Source organism: Agarivorans sp. DSG3-1, assembly GCF_046774965.1.
Lineage (GTDB): Bacteria > Pseudomonadota > Gammaproteobacteria > Enterobacterales > Celerinatantimonadaceae > Agarivorans.
In genome coordinates, this window is sequence record NZ_CP177241.1 from 2,321,859 (window position 1) to 2,340,331 (window position 18,473).

General features: G+C 44.8%; 15 protein-coding genes. 9 read left to right on the forward strand and 6 right to left on the reverse strand.

The window, feature by feature from the left end; all coding sequences use genetic code 11:
* Positions 1-25 precede the first annotated feature (25 nt).
* The 3 genes from ACLD71_RS10860 to ACLD71_RS10870 form a co-directional block, all read right to left on the reverse strand.
* Positions 26-1,516 (reverse strand): carbon starvation protein A, encoded by a 1,491-nt coding sequence (locus ACLD71_RS10860; protein WP_411994723.1) that lies wholly within the window; start codon positions 1,514-1,516, stop codon positions 26-28.
* Between the two features lie 163 nt (positions 1,517-1,679).
* The gene (gene btsR / locus ACLD71_RS10865) at positions 1,680-2,432 is read right to left on the reverse strand and encodes a two-component system response regulator BtsR (RefSeq protein WP_137672125.1); all 753 of its coding nucleotides are present in this window, start codon (positions 2,430-2,432) and stop codon (positions 1,680-1,682) included.
* The gene (locus tag ACLD71_RS10870) at positions 2,429-4,129 is read right to left on the reverse strand and encodes a LytS/YhcK type 5TM receptor domain-containing protein (RefSeq protein ID WP_411994725.1); all 1,701 of its coding nucleotides are present in this window, start codon (positions 4,127-4,129) and stop codon (positions 2,429-2,431) included. The genes btsR and ACLD71_RS10870 overlap by 4 nt, the downstream gene beginning before the upstream one ends.
* Before the next feature lie 250 nt (positions 4,130-4,379).
* Here ACLD71_RS10870 and ACLD71_RS10875 point away from each other — a divergent pair, with 250 nt between their 5' ends.
* Both ACLD71_RS10875 and tyrA read left to right on the forward strand, forming a co-directional pair.
* Complete coding sequence (locus ACLD71_RS10875; RefSeq protein ID WP_411994854.1) at positions 4,380-5,453, forward strand: 3-deoxy-7-phosphoheptulonate synthase; 1,074 nt, start codon at positions 4,380-4,382, stop codon at positions 5,451-5,453.
* 13 nt (positions 5,454-5,466) lie between these two features.
* On the forward strand, positions 5,467-6,591 hold the full coding sequence (gene tyrA / locus ACLD71_RS10880) for a bifunctional chorismate mutase/prephenate dehydrogenase (RefSeq protein WP_137672123.1): 1,125 nt from the start codon (positions 5,467-5,469) through the stop codon (positions 6,589-6,591).
* 60 nt (positions 6,592-6,651) lie between these two features.
* Here the strand turns inward: tyrA and ACLD71_RS10885 are convergent, their stop codons facing one another.
* From ACLD71_RS10885 to ACLD71_RS10895, 3 genes are all read right to left on the reverse strand, one after another.
* Positions 6,652-7,086, reverse strand: a complete 435-nt coding sequence (locus ACLD71_RS10885) for a hypothetical protein (RefSeq protein ID WP_137672122.1) — start codon at positions 7,084-7,086, stop codon at positions 6,652-6,654.
* Positions 7,087-7,236: 150 nt separating this feature from the next.
* Positions 7,237-7,659 (reverse strand): right-handed parallel beta-helix repeat-containing protein, encoded by a 423-nt coding sequence (locus tag ACLD71_RS10890; RefSeq protein ID WP_411994728.1) that lies wholly within the window; start codon positions 7,657-7,659, stop codon positions 7,237-7,239.
* Complete coding sequence (locus ACLD71_RS10895; RefSeq protein ID WP_411994729.1) at positions 7,646-8,401, reverse strand: hypothetical protein; 756 nt, start codon at positions 8,399-8,401, stop codon at positions 7,646-7,648. The genes ACLD71_RS10890 and ACLD71_RS10895 overlap by 14 nt, the downstream gene beginning before the upstream one ends.
* Before the next feature lie 374 nt (positions 8,402-8,775).
* Here ACLD71_RS10895 and prfB point away from each other — a divergent pair.
* From prfB to ACLD71_RS10930, 7 genes are all read left to right on the forward strand, one after another.
* Positions 8,776-9,874, forward strand: a protein-coding gene (prfB, locus tag ACLD71_RS10900; RefSeq protein ID WP_137672120.1) for a peptide chain release factor 2 whose coding sequence is annotated in 2 segments (ribosomal slippage) — positions 8,776-8,850 and positions 8,852-9,874 — 1,098 coding nt in all. Because the reading frame shifts where the segments join, the coding sequence is not laid out codon by codon here.
* A 16-nt stretch (positions 9,875-9,890) separates the two neighbouring features.
* Positions 9,891-11,414: a lysine--tRNA ligase gene (gene lysS, locus ACLD71_RS10905; protein ID WP_411994731.1), complete on the forward strand. Its 1,524-nt coding sequence runs from the start codon at positions 9,891-9,893 to the stop codon at positions 11,412-11,414.
* A 130-nt stretch (positions 11,415-11,544) separates the two neighbouring features.
* Positions 11,545-11,994: a DUF1499 domain-containing protein gene (locus ACLD71_RS10910; RefSeq protein ID WP_411994855.1), complete on the forward strand. Its 450-nt coding sequence runs from the start codon at positions 11,545-11,547 to the stop codon at positions 11,992-11,994.
* 105 nt (positions 11,995-12,099) lie between these two features.
* Complete coding sequence (locus ACLD71_RS10915; RefSeq protein ID WP_411994733.1) at positions 12,100-13,086, forward strand: substrate-binding domain-containing protein; 987 nt, start codon at positions 12,100-12,102, stop codon at positions 13,084-13,086.
* A gap of 93 nt (positions 13,087-13,179) precedes the next feature.
* Complete coding sequence (locus tag ACLD71_RS10920) at positions 13,180-14,601, forward strand: helix-turn-helix transcriptional regulator (RefSeq protein ID WP_411994735.1); 1,422 nt, start codon at positions 13,180-13,182, stop codon at positions 14,599-14,601.
* A gap of 168 nt (positions 14,602-14,769) precedes the next feature.
* Positions 14,770-17,433, forward strand: coding sequence for an alpha-amylase family glycosyl hydrolase (locus ACLD71_RS10925; RefSeq protein WP_411994737.1), 2,664 nt, complete (start codon positions 14,770-14,772; stop codon positions 17,431-17,433).
* A 183-nt stretch (positions 17,434-17,616) separates the two neighbouring features.
* Complete coding sequence (locus tag ACLD71_RS10930; RefSeq protein ID WP_411994739.1) at positions 17,617-18,363, forward strand: carbonic anhydrase; 747 nt, start codon at positions 17,617-17,619, stop codon at positions 18,361-18,363.
* Positions 18,364-18,473: the final 110 nt, after the last annotated feature.

Consider the following 18,473-nt stretch of genomic DNA (forward strand, 5'->3'; position numbering starts at 1 on the left):
TGCGGCTCAAAACGTAGGATGACTATTAGGCTTCTTCGACCGAATTTAATGTTGTTGGTTCATCATCGTTATCTAAATCATCTTCACCAATGCCTTTCAGTTTGGCAATAAGCATACCGGTAATCACTAAGGTAGTAACAATGCCGGCAACCGTTGATATAGTCATTGGCAAGCCAAAGCCTAAGGTGCTTGAATTTAGGATAAAGGTCACAACAACGGTGGTCATAAACATGGCTGGAACAGTGGTTATCCAGTGGAATTTGTCGTTGCGCAACAAGTAAGCGGTGGCTGTCCACAGCATCATTACTGCGGTAGTTTGGTTGGCAAATCCGAAGTAGCGCCAAATTACCCCAAAGTCTACTTGAGTTAGAATGCCGCCAATAATGAAGATAGGCAGGGCAATTAAGAGGCGGTTTTTAACCGGTTTTTGTGAAAGGTTAAAGTACTCAGCCAAAATTAAACGGCTAGAGCGGAACGCAGTATCGCCCGAAGTAATCGGTAAAATAACCACACCTAAGAAAGCTAAAATCCCACCAAATACGCCCAATAAACCAAATGATGCATCGTAAACCACTTTACCTGGACCGCCGTTGGCTACTGCCGCTTGTAAGCCTTCCATTGAGTTGAAGAACGATAGCGCAATAGCACACCAGATTAAGGCAATTACACCTTCGCCAATCATCGCGCCGTAAAACACGAAGCGGCCATTACTTTCATTTTCTACACAGCGCGCCATTAATGGAGACTGAGTCGCGTGGAAACCTGAAATAGCGCCACAAGCAATGGTAATAAATAAGGCAGGCCATAGCGGCAAATCGTTAGGGTTCATGTTGGTGAACATTTGGCTTACTTCAAAGCTACCCATTACTTGGTGTTCGCTGGAAAAGGCTACTGCAGTAATTAAACCCACCGACATAAAGATAAGTAGTGCGCCAAATAAGGGGTAGAAGCGACCAATAATTTTATCGATAGGAACAATGGTAGCGATGATGTAGTAAACAAAGATGAGGCAGACCATTGTACCCAAACCTAGGCTTACACCAGCTTGGTCGTTGATAAGGTTGGTTAACATGCCGGCGGGAGCCGAAACAAAAACCACACCCACTAACAGTAGCAACACAATGGCAAATACATTCATAAAGTGACGTGCGCTTTTGCCTAGGTAGCGGCCAGAAAGCGAAGGCACTGAAGCGCCACCATTGCGTACCGACAACATGCCCGAGAAGTAATCGTGAGTTGCTCCTGCGAAAATACAACCAACAACAATCCATAACATGGCTGCAGGGCCATAAAGCGCACCCATAATAGGACCAAAAATTGGGCCTACACCGGCAATGTTGAGTAGTTGAATTAGGTAAACTTTTTTCTTCGACATTGGCACATAATCCACACCATCCTGCTTAGCGTAAGCAGGCGTTTGTCGATGTTCCTTAATGCCAAAAACCTTTTCAACAAAGGCGCCGTAAATGAAGTAGCCGCCGAGCAATGCTGCGACGCAAAATAGAAACCAAAGCATGTCGTCCTCTCAGTACTTAGTTGTAATCGAGAACAGAATAAGTGTGAACATTGAAAGGCGCAGCCGAAGCTTAACTAAACGGCGCTATGTTCAGGTAAGTGGTCGAAATAGCGGTTTAGTGGTTATGCTATTTTCAGGCGAACGGGTGCAATGTACTAACTGCCTATAAACCAAAGTGCTCTTTAATGGCTTTAAAGTAGCGGCGACTAACTGGCAGTTGCACACCACTTTTAGTAAACAATACCGCGCCGCCGTTCTCTTCTAATGATATCTCCAAAATAGCATCTACATTGACTAAGTGTTGCCGATGACAGCGCAATAAGGGCGACTTTTCTTCCAGTACTTTTAGCGTGAGTTGGGTATGGTTAATACCTTGTGAGGTCGCCACATGCACTCCGCTTAAATCGCTTGAGGCGTATTCAATGTCTTCTAAGCGGATCAGCTTTACTCGCTGCTGAAAATAACAAGGAATGAGCTTGAGCTGTTGGTTTTTCAACATGTCTTGGTAAGAGTGAGGGGCTAACGTACCTTCTGAGAGTAGTGATGGCTCTGTTGACTCTGGTAAGCGTTCTTGCAGTCGCTTTATTGATTTACATAAACGCTTTGGGTCAATGGGCTTGAGCAAATAATCTACTGCATTCTGTTCAAAGGCATCTAAAGCGAATTGGTCGTAGGCGGTAACAAATATAATCGCGGGTGCATTGTCACTATCCAGCATATTAGCTAGCTCTAACCCACTAATTTGCGGCATTTCTATATCAAGAAAAAGTACATCAGCTTCTAGCTGCTTAAGGTGCTTCAAACACTCTATCGCATTACCAAATTGGCCCACCACCTCAAGTTGCGGGTGATGTTGTAGCAATTCGAACAGCTCTTCGCGTGCTAGTGGTTCATCATCAACAATAATGGCTCTCATGGGTTTGGCTCCTGAGGTAGTGATATCACCACGCGAGTATATTGGTGTAGCTGACATTCAATTTGTAAGGCGTATGGTTCGCCAAAGGCATTACGCAAACGCGTATCAACAATGTGCATGCCTAAGCCTTCGCTGGTGACTTGTTCCGGTTTTTGGTAAAGGCCTGCGTTGTCTTCTACCACTAACTGTTTTATGCCACTTTTAATTCGACTATAAATGGTTATTTCACCTGTCTCGAGTAAGTGAGCGGTACCATGCTTAATGGCATTTTCTACTAAAGGTTGCAGAGTAAAGGTAGGTAATTCAAGTTGCAGAAAAGACTCATCAATAGCTTGTTTTACCACTAAACGATCGGCAAAACGCACCTGCTCGATATGTAGGTAAGCATTAACATGTTCAAGCTCTACGCTGACTAAACTGGTTTGTTGATTGCGCTTTAAGTTAATCCGTAAAAACAGCGCTAAGTCGGCAATTAACTCGCGTGCCGAACTGGCGTCGCGCTTCACTACCGCGCTAATTGTATTAAGGGCATTAAATAAGAAATGAGGGTTTATTTGGGCGCGAGCCAATTTTAATTCGGCTTCTGTTAACAATTGCTGTTGTTGATGCACGTGGCTGTCACGCAGTTGCTCGGCAATCATTTTGGCGATACCTTCGCCTAGCGCTCGGTTAATGTGTAAAAACAAGCGACGTTTCGATTCATACAGTTTTACGGTGCCAATCACTTCTTTGTCACTGCCGCGAATCGGTACCACAAGCGATGAACCTAAGGGGCATTTGTCACTGCTGCTGCATTGATAGGGCTCTTCTACACCGTCGGCAAATACCACGCGATTTTCTTTAATTGCTTGGTAAGTTTGCTTTGACGATATTGGCCGGCCTGCGCTGTGGTGGTCGCTGCCCAAGCCCGTGTAGGCTAATACTTGCTGGGTATCGGTAATGGCTACCGCAGAAACGCCGGTTTCTTCATGAATGATGTTGGCAATGCGCACTGCGTCTTGCTGTTTGAAACCTTGATGAAAAATGCCCACCATCCGCTGGGCTAAATTAAGTGCTTTGGCCGAAGAGTGGCTACTAAATTTATCGTATAAGCGGCGGCGATCGCGGATCATCATCATAAACAATGCCGCGCCTATTGAGTTGGCTAGCACCATCGGCAAGGCGATAACTTCCACCAGAGCAAGGGCTTGGTCAAAGGGTTTTGCAATGGCCAAAATCAGCAGCATTTGCAGGGTTTCTGCTATTAGTGTGGCAACAAAGGCGATAGTGGGGGAAAACAAATGTTCGTTATGATGACTACGATGGCGGATCCATAAGTGAAACAAGCCGCCGACCAAGCCTTCCAAGGTAGTAGATACCGCGCAGGCTACATCGGTAAAGCCACCCATAAAGTATCGATGCATACCGCCAGTAAACCCGACTAGCAATCCCAATATTGGGCCACCAAATAATCCGCCCAACACCGCACCAACAGCGCGAGTATTGGCAATAGCATCATCAATGGCTAAACCGAAATACGAGCCTAAAATACAAAAACCGGAAAATAAGCAGTAAATGGTAAGGGTATTAGGTAGCCGAGGAGATAAATTAGTGAGGGGTAAAAAGGCTGGTGTTTTACTTAATAGGTAAGCGATAACCAGAAAAACGCTCATTTGTTGGGCTAAAGATAACAGCAGGGAAAAATCACTCAATATCATCAGCTATTAGAGCCTCGCAAGTTGGCGAAAGGATATCTGGTATTCACAGTAGATAGCAGCATATTAGCATACTGTTTGTGGCAACTAATAGGACTTACCAAAACTGCTGGTAATGCTCTTAACAAGCTGGTAACGCTTGACCGCTTGCAAATGGTGTAAGCACTGGTATTGTGATGGGTTTCTATAATAATTAATCCCGCTAAGGGAAAGGAAATGTGTGGCTAAATCCGCCACCGGAGTAAGAGAGCAAATGCAAAAAGATCCAATTAACGATATTCATATTTCGTCAGAACAAGTTTTAATCACTCCTGAACAGCTTCGTGAGAAGTTGCCTGCGTCAAAAGAAGCGCTGCAATTTGTTCTAGAATCTCGCAAAACAATTGCCAGTATCTGTCATCATCGCGACCCGCGTTTGTTGGTGATTGCTGGTCCTTGTTCGATTCACGACCTAGACCAAGCCAAGGAATATGCGACGCGCTTGAAGAAGCTGCACGACCAGTATCAAGATCGCTTGTTTATTGTTATGCGGGTTTATTTCGAAAAACCTCGTACTACAGTGGGTTGGAAAGGCTTTATTAACGACCCTCACATGGATAACTCGTTCGACGTAGAAACAGGCTTGCACAATGCTCGTGAACTACTAACTTGGACTGCTGAGTTAGGTTTACCGGTGGCTACTGAAGCGCTAGACCCAATTAGCCCACAATACTTGTCTGAGCTATTCTCTTGGGCAGCCATTGGCGCACGTACTACTGAATCGCAAACTCACCGTGAAATGGCCAGTGGTTTATCTATGCCTGTTGGTTTCAAAAATGGTACTGACGGCAATTTAGGCACGGCGATTAATGCGATGCAATCTGCAGCTTCGTCACACCGTTTCATGGGTATTAACCAACAAGGCCAAGTGTCGTTGTTGCAAACCCAAGGTAACCCAGATGGTCACGTAATTTTACGTGGTGGTAAGCAGCCTAACTACGATTCGGTGAATGTCGCATTGGCAGAGCAAGCTATGGAAAAAGCCGGTTTAGCGCCTAAGCTAGTGGTTGACTGTAGCCATGCGAACTCAAGCAAGAATCATGAGTTACAGCCATTAGTTGCTGCAAACGTGATTAACCAGATCGAAGAAGGCAATAAATCAATTATTGGCTTAATGTTAGAAAGTAACTTGGAAGCTGGTAATCAACCAAGTGAAGCGCCTAAGTCAGATCTTAAATACGGTGTATCGGTAACCGATGCATGTATTGACTGGACATCTACAGCAACCTTGTTAGACAAGATGTTTAACGATCTTAGCGACAGCTTAGCCAAACGCTTGGCAAAATAATAACGGAAACAACATGGTTCAAGCTCTAAATCTCTTACGTGACCAAATCGATGAAGTTGATCAGCAACTTCTTGATTTGCTGCAACAACGTATTCAGCTGGTGCACAAAGTTGGCGAAGTAAAAACGCAACATGGTTTGCCTATTTATGCCCCCGACCGCGAAGCCGCCATGCTGGCTAAGCGTCGTGCAGAAGCTGAAAATAAAGGTGTGCCACCTGCACTGATTGAAGATGTGTTACGCCGAGTGATGCGTGAGTCTTATACCAGTGAAAAGGACAGTGGTTTTAAAACCATTAAACCTGAATTAGGTAACATTGTTGTGATTGGTGGTCGCGGGCAATTGGGACGTTTGTTTGTGCAAATGTTTACGTTGTCGGGCTACCAGGTTGATGTTATTGGCAAAGAAGATTGGCAACAAGCCCCCGAGCTGTTTGCTAATGCCGGTTTGGTTTTGGTATCGGTGCCCATTAACCTAACCGAGTCGGTGATTGCTCAACTCGGGAATTTGCCAAAAGATTGTATTTTGGCAGACATCACCAGTATTAAAGCTGCTCCTTTGAGTAAAATGCTAGCAGTGCATCAAGGCCCAGTTGTTGGCTTGCACCCCATGTTTGGCCCAGATGTACCAAGCCTAGCAAAACAAGTGATTGTGTATGCTGATGGGCGTGGTAGCGAGCAATACCAATGGTTATTGCAGCAAATGGGCATTTGGGGCGCGCGTTTACATGCTGTAGAAGCCGAAAGCCACGATAAAGCGATGACATTGATTCAGTCCTTGCGTCATTTTACTTCGTTCGCTTATGGCATGCATTTAGCGCAAGAAGATGCAGATTTAAAACTGCTGCTTGATTTAAGTTCGCCGATTTATCGCTTGGAGCTAGCCATGGTAGGGCGCTTGTTTGCTCAGTCGCCTGATTTGTATGCCGATATTATTATGGCCTCGGATCAAAGCACCGCTATGATTAAACGTTATCACCAGCACTTTGGGCAATTGGTTGAGCTAATTGAAAGCAAAGACCGAGCAGGCTTTATTGCGTGTTTTGAGCGCGTTAGTCAATGGTTTGGTGATTACTCACAAGAGTTCTTGGAAGAAAGCAGAAGTTTGTTACAGCAAGCTAATGATAGCCGCCGCTCTTAAGTATTGCCTTTGAATATTAGCCAGTCTTTATGACTGGCTTTTTTGTGCCTGCGATGGGGCTTAAAGGTGCTTTTCGGTAAGGGCTTGTGCTTGTAGCTCGTAGTCAGTAATTTTGCTACTTAGCCACGCTAATGCATCGGTTCTATCGATAAAAATTTGTACTGTTTCACCCGCTTGAATATATATCTGGTTCAGGTGCCATTTGGCTAACTCTGGCACGCTAGCATGAGTAAGGATAAGTGCGGTGGCTACTCGGCCACGCTGCTTTTCAATCTTAAGCCATTCAATTAATTGATTAGCTGCATCTTCAGTATAAAAGGTTTCGCCATGGAAAGTGGCTAATACAGCCCAGGGAGAGTCTAACAACTTATCTAATATGGGAGCCGCGGCGCTGCCACTCTCTTCCATTTGTTCGAGATTCCAAGGGCCGGTGCCCTCAATTTCCATTATCTGTCCGTTCAGTGCGAACTCAATACTACCGTGTGCTTCTCGCAATGCCGCCTCCCGCTAAAACTAAACTGACGAAATTGTATTTGCTTGTCTTTTCAAGTTTACGTTAGATCGCTATTTCAGCAAGTTTCAACTCGTCATTTCGACTAAATGATTAGTCAGTAAATAGCCAATGTTAAGCCTTACTTTCTGGCATTATGGTGCGCTAAAAAAATTACTATGTTGCTGGCTTTCGCCTTGTTTAAGCGCCAGGTCACTGCTGTTGTTGTATAGCCAATTGTGATTGATAACAATGCTTTTTGCACTGGTGAAGTCTAGTAAAATACCGGCCCGTTTATGTTGAAAAATATGGTTGTTATGGATTTTTATTTTGTTCACCAAGCCGCTACCTTTGGGGTGTTGGTAGATCAAGATGCCATCTTCATCGGTATCAAAAAATTGGTTATCAAATATCTCAATATCACTGACCGAGCCGTTGCCTTCAGTCATAATTGCCATCGCACCGGCACCTTCAAATAAGCGTTCTCCACTTTGTTCACTAAATGCTTCGCGAATGTTATGTACTGTGTTGTTGTATATCTTAATGTTCTTTACAAAGGGCGGGCTAAAACCCAGCAAACCTCCAGCATCTAAATAAATACCGCGGCGATGTAAGCCATGAATAAGATTGGTTATGGATACTGCCGTTTTTTACGTCTTCTTTTAAGTCAATGCCTTCGCCGCCAAAGCGTGGGTTGCCACCATCAAAAATCTGATTATTTTTGATTTCGACATCGTGTACTCCGTTAGCCACAGTAATGGCTTCGTTATAGCCATTGTTGGCATTTTCATCCTCGCCTAAGCATGCTTGCTGAATAATGTTTCCGTCGATGGTTAGTTGGCTAAGGTTATTGTATTGCTGAGGATCTTGTTGCCATGCTACTCCCCACACGGCAATGCCAGACTGTACAGTTTGAAAGGTATGATTGTTGCGAAGCGTAATATGGCTAACAGGCTTAGCGCTTGAGCCTTCAAGGTAAATACCATTAAACGCTTGTTGAATAGTAAAACCTTCGATGGTGATGTGGCTCTGCTGCTTGATGCTAAAACCTGCACCTATTAGTAAAGTGTTTGCACGTTCCCCAGGCAGGCTGCTAATGGTGATGGCTTGATTATATTGACCCGAACTATTGATATTCACAGGGGTGGTTAAGTGATATTCACCCGGAGTAACCCATAGCTGGTCGCCAGTAGCCAGTTGATTAACGGCGTATTGTAAGTTGTTCCAGGGTTTAGCACGGCTGCCATCTGCTGGGACTGGGTAGCTGATTGCATTAACACCGCTAGTGACAAAGTAGTCTGCGGCAAATACATTGGACATGGAGCCTATAAAGACTAAGCCCCCAATAAGCCTGCCTATGAGCAAATGACAACAAGCAAACATCGCGCTTTTAGCCTCCTTAATCCCAACTGTTATTGCAGTTTACTAAGGGCTAAGCGTAAATTCAGTGTGTTACTGCTCGTTTAAAAGAGCTGAGCTGTATTTAGCAACACCGATTTAAGCGCTTTGGCTTAGGCTGATGAGCCTAATTCATGGGCTTTTAGAGGGCGTAAGTGCAGGGCAAACCTGGATTAACGGCCTGAAAGGAAAAAAACATGCTTATTTAACACTTTCATTGCGGCAAACTATGTTTATTCGCCGCTATATTGGTTAAAATTGCGCGTTTTTGGTACTTCGACGTAGGTCATTACACGATGTTTGAAATTAATTCGGTGAACAATTCTCTAGCAGATATTAAAGAGCGCACAGAAGTGCTCCGGGGGTATCTTTGACTACGATGCAAAAGCAGAGCAGTTAGAAGAAGTTAGTCGCGAATTAGAACAGCCCGAAATTTGGAATGATCCAGCGCGTGCCCAAGCGCTAGGTAAAGAGCGCTCGGCGCTTGAGTTGGTGGTAAAAACCATTGATAACCTGACCCAAGGCATAGAAGATGTGGCCGGTTTGGTTGAACTTGCGGTAGAGGAAGAAGACCAAGAAACCTTTGATGAAGCAGAGGCTGAAGCTCAAGACCTGATTACTCAATTAGAAAAGCTAGAGTTTCGCCGCATGTTTGCTGGCGATATGGACGAAAGCGATTGTTATATCGATATTCAATCAGGCTCTGGCGGCACCGAGGCTCAAGATTGGGCCAATATGATGCTGCGTATGTATTTACGTTGGTGTGAAGCGCATAAATTTAAAGCTGAATTAGTTGAAGTGTCGGATGGTGATGTTGCCGGTATTAAAGGCGCTACCATTAAAGTCAGTGGTGAGTATGCTTACGGCTGGCTTCGTACCGAAACGGGTGTTCACCGCCTAGTACGTAAATCGCCGTTTGATTCTAGCGGACGTCGCCATACCTCATTTGCGTCGGCATTTATCTACCCAGAAATTGATGACAGTATTGAAGTTGATATTGATACTGGTGACTTACGAATTGACGTATACCGCGCTTCCGGTGCTGGTGGGCAACACGTAAACAAAACCGAATCTGCGGTACGTATTACCCATTTGCCTACCAATACGGTTGTGCAGTGTCAAAGTGGTCGTTCGCAACACAAGAACAAAGACGAAGCAATGAAGCAGCTAAAAGCTAAGTTGTTTGAGTTAGAGCTACAAAAACAAAATGCCGAGAAGCAAGTGGCAGAAGACAACAAGTCGGACATTGGCTGGGGCAGCCAAATTCGTTCTTATGTATTAGATGATTCGCGGATTAAAGACCTTCGAACTGGCATTGAGAACCGTAATACTCAAGCCGTGTTAGATGGTGATTTAGATAAATTTATAGAAGCTAGCCTTAAGTCAGGGCTGTAACGAGCAAGGTTTTCACATGTCAGAACAAACAGAACAAAGTCTGGAACAAGCAGCACAAGAAGAAAATAAACTGATCGCAGAGCGTCGCGCTAAGTTAGACAAAATTCGCGAAACTTGCTCGGCCAACGGCCATCCAAATGACTTTAAACGTGAGCACTTAGCTGACGATTTACAGCAACAGTTTGGCGAACAGTCTAAAGAAGACTTAGAGGCTGCTGGTAACGTAGCTGCTATTGCTGGACGTATTATGGCAAAACGTGGTCCTTTCTTGGTGCTACAAGACGTATCTGGTCGCATTCAGGCATACGCGCCTAAACAAGTACAAAAAGATCTTAAAGAGATTGGCGGCCTAGACATTGGTGACATCATTGGAGTTAAAGGTGCGCTGCATAAATCAGGTAAAGGTGATCTTTACGTGAACATGGACGAATACACCTTGCTCACTAAAGCATTGCGTCCATTGCCAGAAAAATTCCATGGTTTAACTGACCAAGAGCAGCGTTACCGCCAGCGTTATGTTGATTTGATCGTGAACGACGATTCACGCCAAGCCTTCAAGGTGCGCTCTAAGTTGGTAGCCGGTATTCGCCGCTTTATGGAGTCTAAGGACTTCATGGAAGTGGAAACGCCAATGATGCAAGTGATCCCTGGCGGCGCCACTGCACGTCCATTTGTCACTCATCACAACGCTCTAGATCAAGAGATGTTCCTGCGTATCGCACCAGAGCTTTATTTGAAGCGTTTAGTGGTAGGTGGCTTTGAGCGCGTATTCGAAATCAACCGTAACTTCCGTAACGAAGGTCTGTCGCCGCGCCATAACCCAGAATTCACGATGATGGAATTCTACATGGCCTACTCTGACTACAACGATCTAATGGATCTAACCGAAGAAATGCTGCGCACTGTAGCGGTTGAGGTTCTAGGCTCTTCATCTATGCCTTATGGCGAAGAGACGGTGGAGTTTGCTGGTAGCTACCCACGCTTGAGTATGTTGCAAGCGATTAAGCAGTACAACCCAGAGCACACCGATATTCAAGCTTTAGATTACGACAAAGTGCAAGACCGCGAGCACATGGTTAGCATTGCTAAATCAGTTGGCGTTGAAGTAGAGAAGTTCTGGACTTGTGGCCAGCTACTTGAAGAAATCTTCGGTGAGACTGCGGAGCCTAAGCTAATTCAGCCAACCTTTATTACCGAATACCCAGCAGATATTAGCCCACTAGCGCGTCGTAACGACGACAACGCCTTCATCACTGACCGTTTTGAGTTCTTCATCGGTGGCCGTGAAGTCGCTAATGGCTTCTCTGAGCTTAACGATGCGGAAGACCAAGACGCGCGCTTTAAGGCGCAGGTTGACGCTAAAGATGCTGGCGATGATGAAGCGATGTTCTACGACGCCGATTACATCACCGCCTTAGAGCACGGCCTACCACCAACGGCTGGCCAAGGTATTGGTATTGATCGTCTAGCGATGCTCTTCACCAACACTCATACTATTCGTGACGTGATTTTGTTCCCAGCGATGCGCCCACAAGCCTAAAGCTGACAGATAAATCATTAAAGCCACGCACTTTTAAAAGTGTGTGGCTTTTTTTTTACTTTTTTTAGTTATAGTAACAATGATTGAATGTACGACAATATTTGACGAATAAGGGAGAGGGATAGTGAAGATGCTTATGTGGGGATTAGTAATAGTTGTGCTGGCAGTGGGGGGATTCATGACCTTTAAGAATCTAAAAGAGCCTAGTGATTTAGGGCTTAATGCGGGTCGTTTAGCGCCGCTAGCCAGTTCACCTAACGGCGTTTCTAGCTACGCAGAAGAAGAAGACAAAAAAGTCGCGCCTTTAGCCTTTAAGGCTGATCTAAAAAGTACCCAGTTAGCGGCTTTGCGCGCTTTTGCACATATGCCAAATAACAAAGTGGTGTCACGTAATGGTGACTACGTGCATGTTGTGTTTTTTAGTCCCAAGGTGGGTTATCGTGATGATGTGGAACTGTATTTTGATGAAACCAATCAACTCTTACATTTCCGCTCTCAATCGCGAGTAGGTTACTCCGATATGGGGATAAATAAGCTTCGTTATCAAGAGTTTGCAAAGTTATACAGCGAAGCCGATTAAGCATTCATAAAAGCGTGAGCCAAGTTGCAGTTAGCGCAGCTTGGCTTTACCAAGTGGGTTTTATTGGCTTAGCTTAGAAGAACCTTATTCACATGCGGTGATTCAGTGAAAGCTCTAATTGCTAGTTTCCTAACTCTTTTCTGTAGTGCTTTAATGGCCGAATCGGCTAATCCTAAACCTCGTTATTTAGTGGTACCTAAAACGGTAACCAACCCCTTTTTCGATGATGTAGAAAAGGGCTGTTTACAGGCTGCTGCAGAGTTAGACGTGGAATGTATTTATCTTGGGCCCGAAGAAGCCGATGCGAGATACCAAGACCAGATTATTACCCAGCAAATAGAACAAGGCGTCGATGGCATTTCGGTGTCGGTGATTAACTCGCGAGTATTAACCCACCGCAGTATGTTGCTGGCTAAGCAACAAAAGGTGCCAGTAGTTACCTTTGATTCCGACTTTTCTGAGCAGGCTTTAGCGCAAAACCCCACGTTGCGTTATAGCTATATTGGTACCGACAACTTCCAGTTCGGTTTTCAACTAGGCCGCTTAACCCAGGCCTTAAAGCCAAAGGGCGGAGCATTTTGTATCTTAACTGGGCATAAAGGTGCTGCTAACTTGGTTGAGCGGAAAAATGGTGTTTATGCAGGGCTAGGGTTCAACAGCAAAGGCAATAGCGAGCTCTGGGAAGAACACAGTCGCTGCCCAATCCATTCAGACGACGAAGCACTACGTTCGCTGAATAACCTAGATAGAATGGTGCGCTTGCATCAATACGAACCTAAATTGCTAGATGCAGTGATTACCGTCGGTGCTTGGCCACAAACCCTTGAGTTTAAGTACACCGAAATTATTAGCCCTTACCAAAAAATGCTAGATTCAAAAAACTTACTGCTGATTTTTGGCGATACCTTAGAGGTGCAAAAGCGCCTACTTGCTCAAGGTTTAGCCCATGGAAATGTAGGGCAGTCTCCTTATGACATGGGCTATCAGTCAATTTATACCCTGCACAGTATTCATCAAGGTAATGCGGTAGAGCCGATTATTCATACCAAATTGGAGCGCTGCGTTTACGGCCAACAGCCACTTTGTCAATAAATCACACTTTGCTGGTTGCTTACAATTAAGTCATTGAGACCTTGTTGTTTTTATGCAGAATAATGAGACTTTTCTTTTACGACATTCAGCATTTTGAAGCTTTCAGCGTTAAGTTCTACCCTCGCTAAAAAACTCGGGCATTCTCACTTGCGCGTGGCGGGAGAGTATTGGCATTTAAGCGATCTACTGCAGCTGCAACATATCTTGCTGAGTCATGCGCCGAGCCTGAAAGAAGGTTTGGTATGGTGGAGTAAAAGCTTATCTTTGTTTGAACGTAATGTTTATATCGAGATCAGTGAATCCAATGAGAGCCTTGATTTAACCTTATCGACTCGAGACCAGCAAAACCTGCCAGCTTGGAGTGAGCTGTTACTAACAGAGTTACACGCTAGTCTGTCTTCGCAGGTGAAAACAGAATTGGTGTCGGTATCCAGTAAATTATGTTTACGGGTGAGCTTATACGAGCTAGAGCCGCAGCCAGCTATGCCTGGATTGCATAGTTTTGCTAAAAAAGTCTTTTTATTGCTGCAGCATCAAGCCATTGAATCACCCGATTTACAATCTCAGCTAAAGCGCACCATTCAGCGTGCTATTGATAAGCCCTTGAGCATTGGTGTTGTTGCCAAACAACTGGGTTTATCAACCCGCACTTTGCAGCGTCGGTTAAGCGAAAAACAGCTTAACTTCTCTCAATTGGTCGAAGATGAAAAGCAAACCTTAGCGCTTAATCTATTGGCCGATACCCACTTGTCTGTTGCTCAAGTGGCCTTGAAACTGGGTTATGATGATCCGTCCAATTTTCATCGTTCGTTTCGACGCTGGTTTAGTTTTACTCCTAGCTTTTATCGACAGCAATGCCAACAAAACCGTATTCAAGTAAACCAGCAACCGGTGCGTTTGCACTATGCGCGCGGCTCCATTGGGCTGCCTGGAGAGTTGCATACTCAAGAAGGGCAGGTTTGGTTAGAAGTAGACAATATTGCCTTTGAAAAGGTGGTAACAGTTGAGTGTAAAGATCAAGATGGCATTTGGCGCCACTATCCCGCTTTTTTTGATGACTTTCTGGCAGACGGCACCGAGCTATGGTCTACCGCTAACCTACCAGTGGCACAACCACTGAGTTTTAGGCTACGTTATGACGTTGACGGCGAAACTTATATTGATGACAACCAGCAACGCGATTATTTAGTTAGTGAGCGCCTGTTGCTGGGAGCGCCCGCGTATATTGTGCCTACCTTGAGTATTATAAAAACTGGTTTTGCTTATCAATTGTTTATCGAGTTGGCATGTCGTTTAGCTAATGTGGATAGAATACTGTGTTACCTAGGCGAGCACCCAGAACCGCTGGCTTTACAGCAAGTAAGCACTAACTCGCAATACAGCGTTTGGACCTTATCCAGTCCTTTTCCGGCTTTGGCAAAACAATGTCATTTTCGCTTATACGACAAATATAACCAAGAGCTGGCACTGCATCACTACCCTAAACACTACCAATTTGTCCCTCCGCTGATGTAAACAAGGTTTAGCATTTTTTACCTCCACTAAAATTGTTGCAGCCTTCACAAAGTGCTTTTACTGGCATGCTAACGCCTAGTATTTGGCATCAAGTGACACCATTTATCATCTGCCTTTGTTTTATCGTTTGGCTCACTATCATTCACAATGGAAGGCGATATGAGCGTAATGAGTAACAATATAATGAAGCCAGCAAATATACTGGCTTTGTCTTTGTCTTTGTCTTTGTCTTTGGCACTGGCATTAAGTGGCTGTAATTCTGATGATGAGGCTCAAGTCGTCAATGGCAGCCATGTGGCATCACCAGAGTGGCAAGATCAGATTATTTATTTCTTGATGATTGACCGTTTTAATAATGGAGACCCAAGTTTAAGTGATCAAGGTCAAGGGGAGTTTGACCCTAGCTCGGATAAAAAATTTAGTGGTGGTGATTTGGTGGGAGTCAGTGACAAGCTCGACTACATTCAACAGCTGGGTGCAACCTCAGTATGGATTACCCCTCCGGTGGCTAATCAATGGTGGGATAACGAGCAAAACTATGGCGGTTATCATGGTTATTGGGCGCGTGATTTTCAGCAGGTTGACGAACACTTCGGCGACCTCGCCAGTTATCAAGCGCTGGCAAGCGACATTCACAGTCGCAATATGTTTTTAATTCAGGACATTGTGACGAACCATGTTGGTAATTTCTTCACTTATGATAAGCCCTGGGAATACGACGCCAGCCAACCTTGCGAAGGCTTTCGGTTGACCAATAACCCTCTTGCCGAGGGGCAGGTTTTACCTTATCCGCTCAACCTTAATAGCTGTAAAGCAGATGGCACGGGCAGCTACCATTGGACACCGAGCATTAGCGATCATAATAATCCAGAGCAGGAGAAAAACTGGCAGCTTTCAGATCTCGACGATCTAAATACCGAAGATCCGGAAGTGAGGGCTTATTTGAAGCAAAGCTACCGTAAATGGATTAGAGAAGTGGGGGTAGATGCATTTCGTATTGATACGGTGAAGTTTGTTGAACATGAGTTTTGGCATGATTTTCTACATGCCGATGATGGCGTAATGGCGCAAGCAGAGCAAACCGGGCGGCAACAGTTTTTAACCTTTGGCGAAGTCTTTGAAAGTTCGACGGCATACAACACCGAGGGTGAACAAAAAATGCTGAGTTACTTGGGGGAGGGAGACACGAAACAGTTGGGCTCATTACTAAACTTCCCTCTGCAAACTACCATGACGCGGGTTTTTGCAAGCGGACAGCCAACCGATTACTTACGTTTTCGTTTAGAAAAAATGATGGAGTTGTTTCCTAACCCTTATTTGATGCCGAATTTTATTGATAATCACGATATGCCACGCTTCTTGTCGCAAGCTAGCCAAGCTGATTTGAAGCAGGCTCTCATCACTATGTTATCTATTCCGGGGATACCGGTTATTTACCAAGGCACCGAGCAAGCGATGAGTGCTAGCCGTGATGCGATGTTTGACGGTGGTTATCGCGATGATGGTGAGTCTAAAGACTCCTTTGAGCAAAACAGTGAAATGTATTTGTTCATTCAAGCGCTAGCCGCGCTGCGTACACAAAATGCGGTGATGACGCGTGGCGATATTAAGGTAATAGCCAGTGATAAATCGGGAGCAGGAGTATTTAGTTTTATTCGTACGTTGGGTGACGAAGAAGTTTTAGTGGTAATGAATACGGCAAATGCGCCTATGTTGCTTAATCGCTTAAACTTGCAACAACCCGAAGGGACGGTATTTGAGCAGCAGCTGCAGGCCAATTGGTTGCAAGCACCAGCTGGTCTAGTCAGCGATGCTAATGGCGAAGTTAGCCTTGAGTTGCCCGCAAAGGCAGCAGTTATCTATTTTAAAACCCAGCAAACAGCAGCGGTTAATACTCCCGACTTAGGTATTCGCTTAGATGATGATTGGGCGGATCGAACCATTACCCAAGACACCGTGGTGAGCGGTAGTGCAGAGCCCAATGCTAAATTGCAGTTAGTGGTAAACGGTAACTTAGCGAACGCCATTGATATTCAAGTAGACCAAAGTGGGCAATGGACAAGTTTGTTATCTACTCGTCATTTTGCTATTGGTAAGCAATCGCATCGTTTTGCTATTTATTCCCCTAACGAACAGGCTGGCCTCGCTGATGTGCACTTTACTTCGGACTTGGCGTGGTCGAATACCCCTGATTTTAGTATTGACGATAGCGATGATGTAGCAGAAGGGAGTGGCGGGCCAAATGGCAGTTACTCGCTACCTGGAGATCCTAGTTTTGATAAGGAAAATAGCCAGTTAGCGATTAACCAAGCGGAAGTTTATTCGGTGGGCAGCAATGTTCGTATCAAACTTGTGATGGATAAGCTTACCGACACTTGGTTACCACCGAATGGGTTTGATCATGTAGGTTTTTCTATCTTTATTGATCTACCTGAAGATCAAGGGACTAGTCAAAGTGTACTACCTAAAATAAACGCCACCATGCCGAGCGGTACCTGGAATCGTAATGCGGTGATATTTGGTTGGCAGAGTTCGATTTACAATGCCGATGGAGCTGACGCAAATACTTGGGGTGAAGCAGTGACTCCAGCACCTATTGTCACCGTGGATAAGGAGCAGCAAACGATTTATATAGATTTTGCTAGTGAGGCTTTAGCCCGACCAAGCAGCTTAAATGGCATTCGTTTCTATCTTAGCACTTGGGATCTGGACGGTTTGTCGGCAGTTTATCGCCCATTAAATCCTGAAACGGGACCTTGGAACTTTTCTGGTGGCGCAGAGGACGAGGCTAAAATTTGGGATGAATTACCGATAATTACGCTAAGCGAGTAAAACTATAAACTATGTTAAGCCTTACATTAGTAAGGCTTTTTTTACACCTGTTATAATTAATTTAGTCATTATCCTCACCTCTATATTGATTCAATGGTCATTAGGCTGTTAAAACCTTGTTTCCTCTTACTCGTATCCATTCGGATCGACTAGTGAGTTTTCCATTTTTGAAGGAAGCAAGATATGAACAAGCAAATCTTAAACGTTATTTTAGCGGGATCTTTAATTAGTGCATCGGCAGTAGCTGGAGCTAAAGAAAGCGCCCATTGGTCATACTCTGGTCATCAGGGCCCCGCGCATTGGGGTGAGCTAGCCCCAGAATTTGCCACTTGCGCAGGTGGTAAAAACCAATCACCCGTTGATATAAGTCATACAATTAAAGGTGAGTTAGAAAGCCTTACCGTAGCCTATAAACCCGCCGGCGAAGCGGTAGTTAATAACGGTCATACTATTCAAGTTAACTACGCAGCTGGCAGCACCCTAGGTTTGGATGGCCATGAGTTTGAGTTAAAGCAGTTTCATTTCCACTCTCCTAGTGAAAATACCGTTAAGGGCCAGTCTTACCCCTTAGAGGCGCACTTTGTTCATGCAGACAAGCAAGGAAACTTAGCGGTTGTGGCATTAATGTTTGAGCAAGGTGAGGCTAACCAAGAGCTGAGTAAAGTGTGGGCTAAAATGCCTAAAAATGCGGGCGAACAAGCCGAGTTAAGTCAGGTAGTGAGCGCCTTAGCGCTGTGGCCAAGTCAGCAAGATTATTACCGTTTTAATGGCTCGCTAACAACCCCTCCTTGTTCAGAAGGTGTGAGATGGATAGTACTTAAGTCCCCGGTAAGTGCCTCTGCACAACAAATTGACGATTTTACCGCGCTTATGCAGCATCCAAACAACCGTCCGTTGCAAGCGATCAACGCCAGAACCATTCTTGAGTAAATGTAGCTGACTACTAAACCGGCTTGTTGCTTGGATTCGAATATTAGCAACAAGCGGAGATAAGTGCGTTATCTCGGTTAATTAATTTAGGTCTAACAATAATACAAATA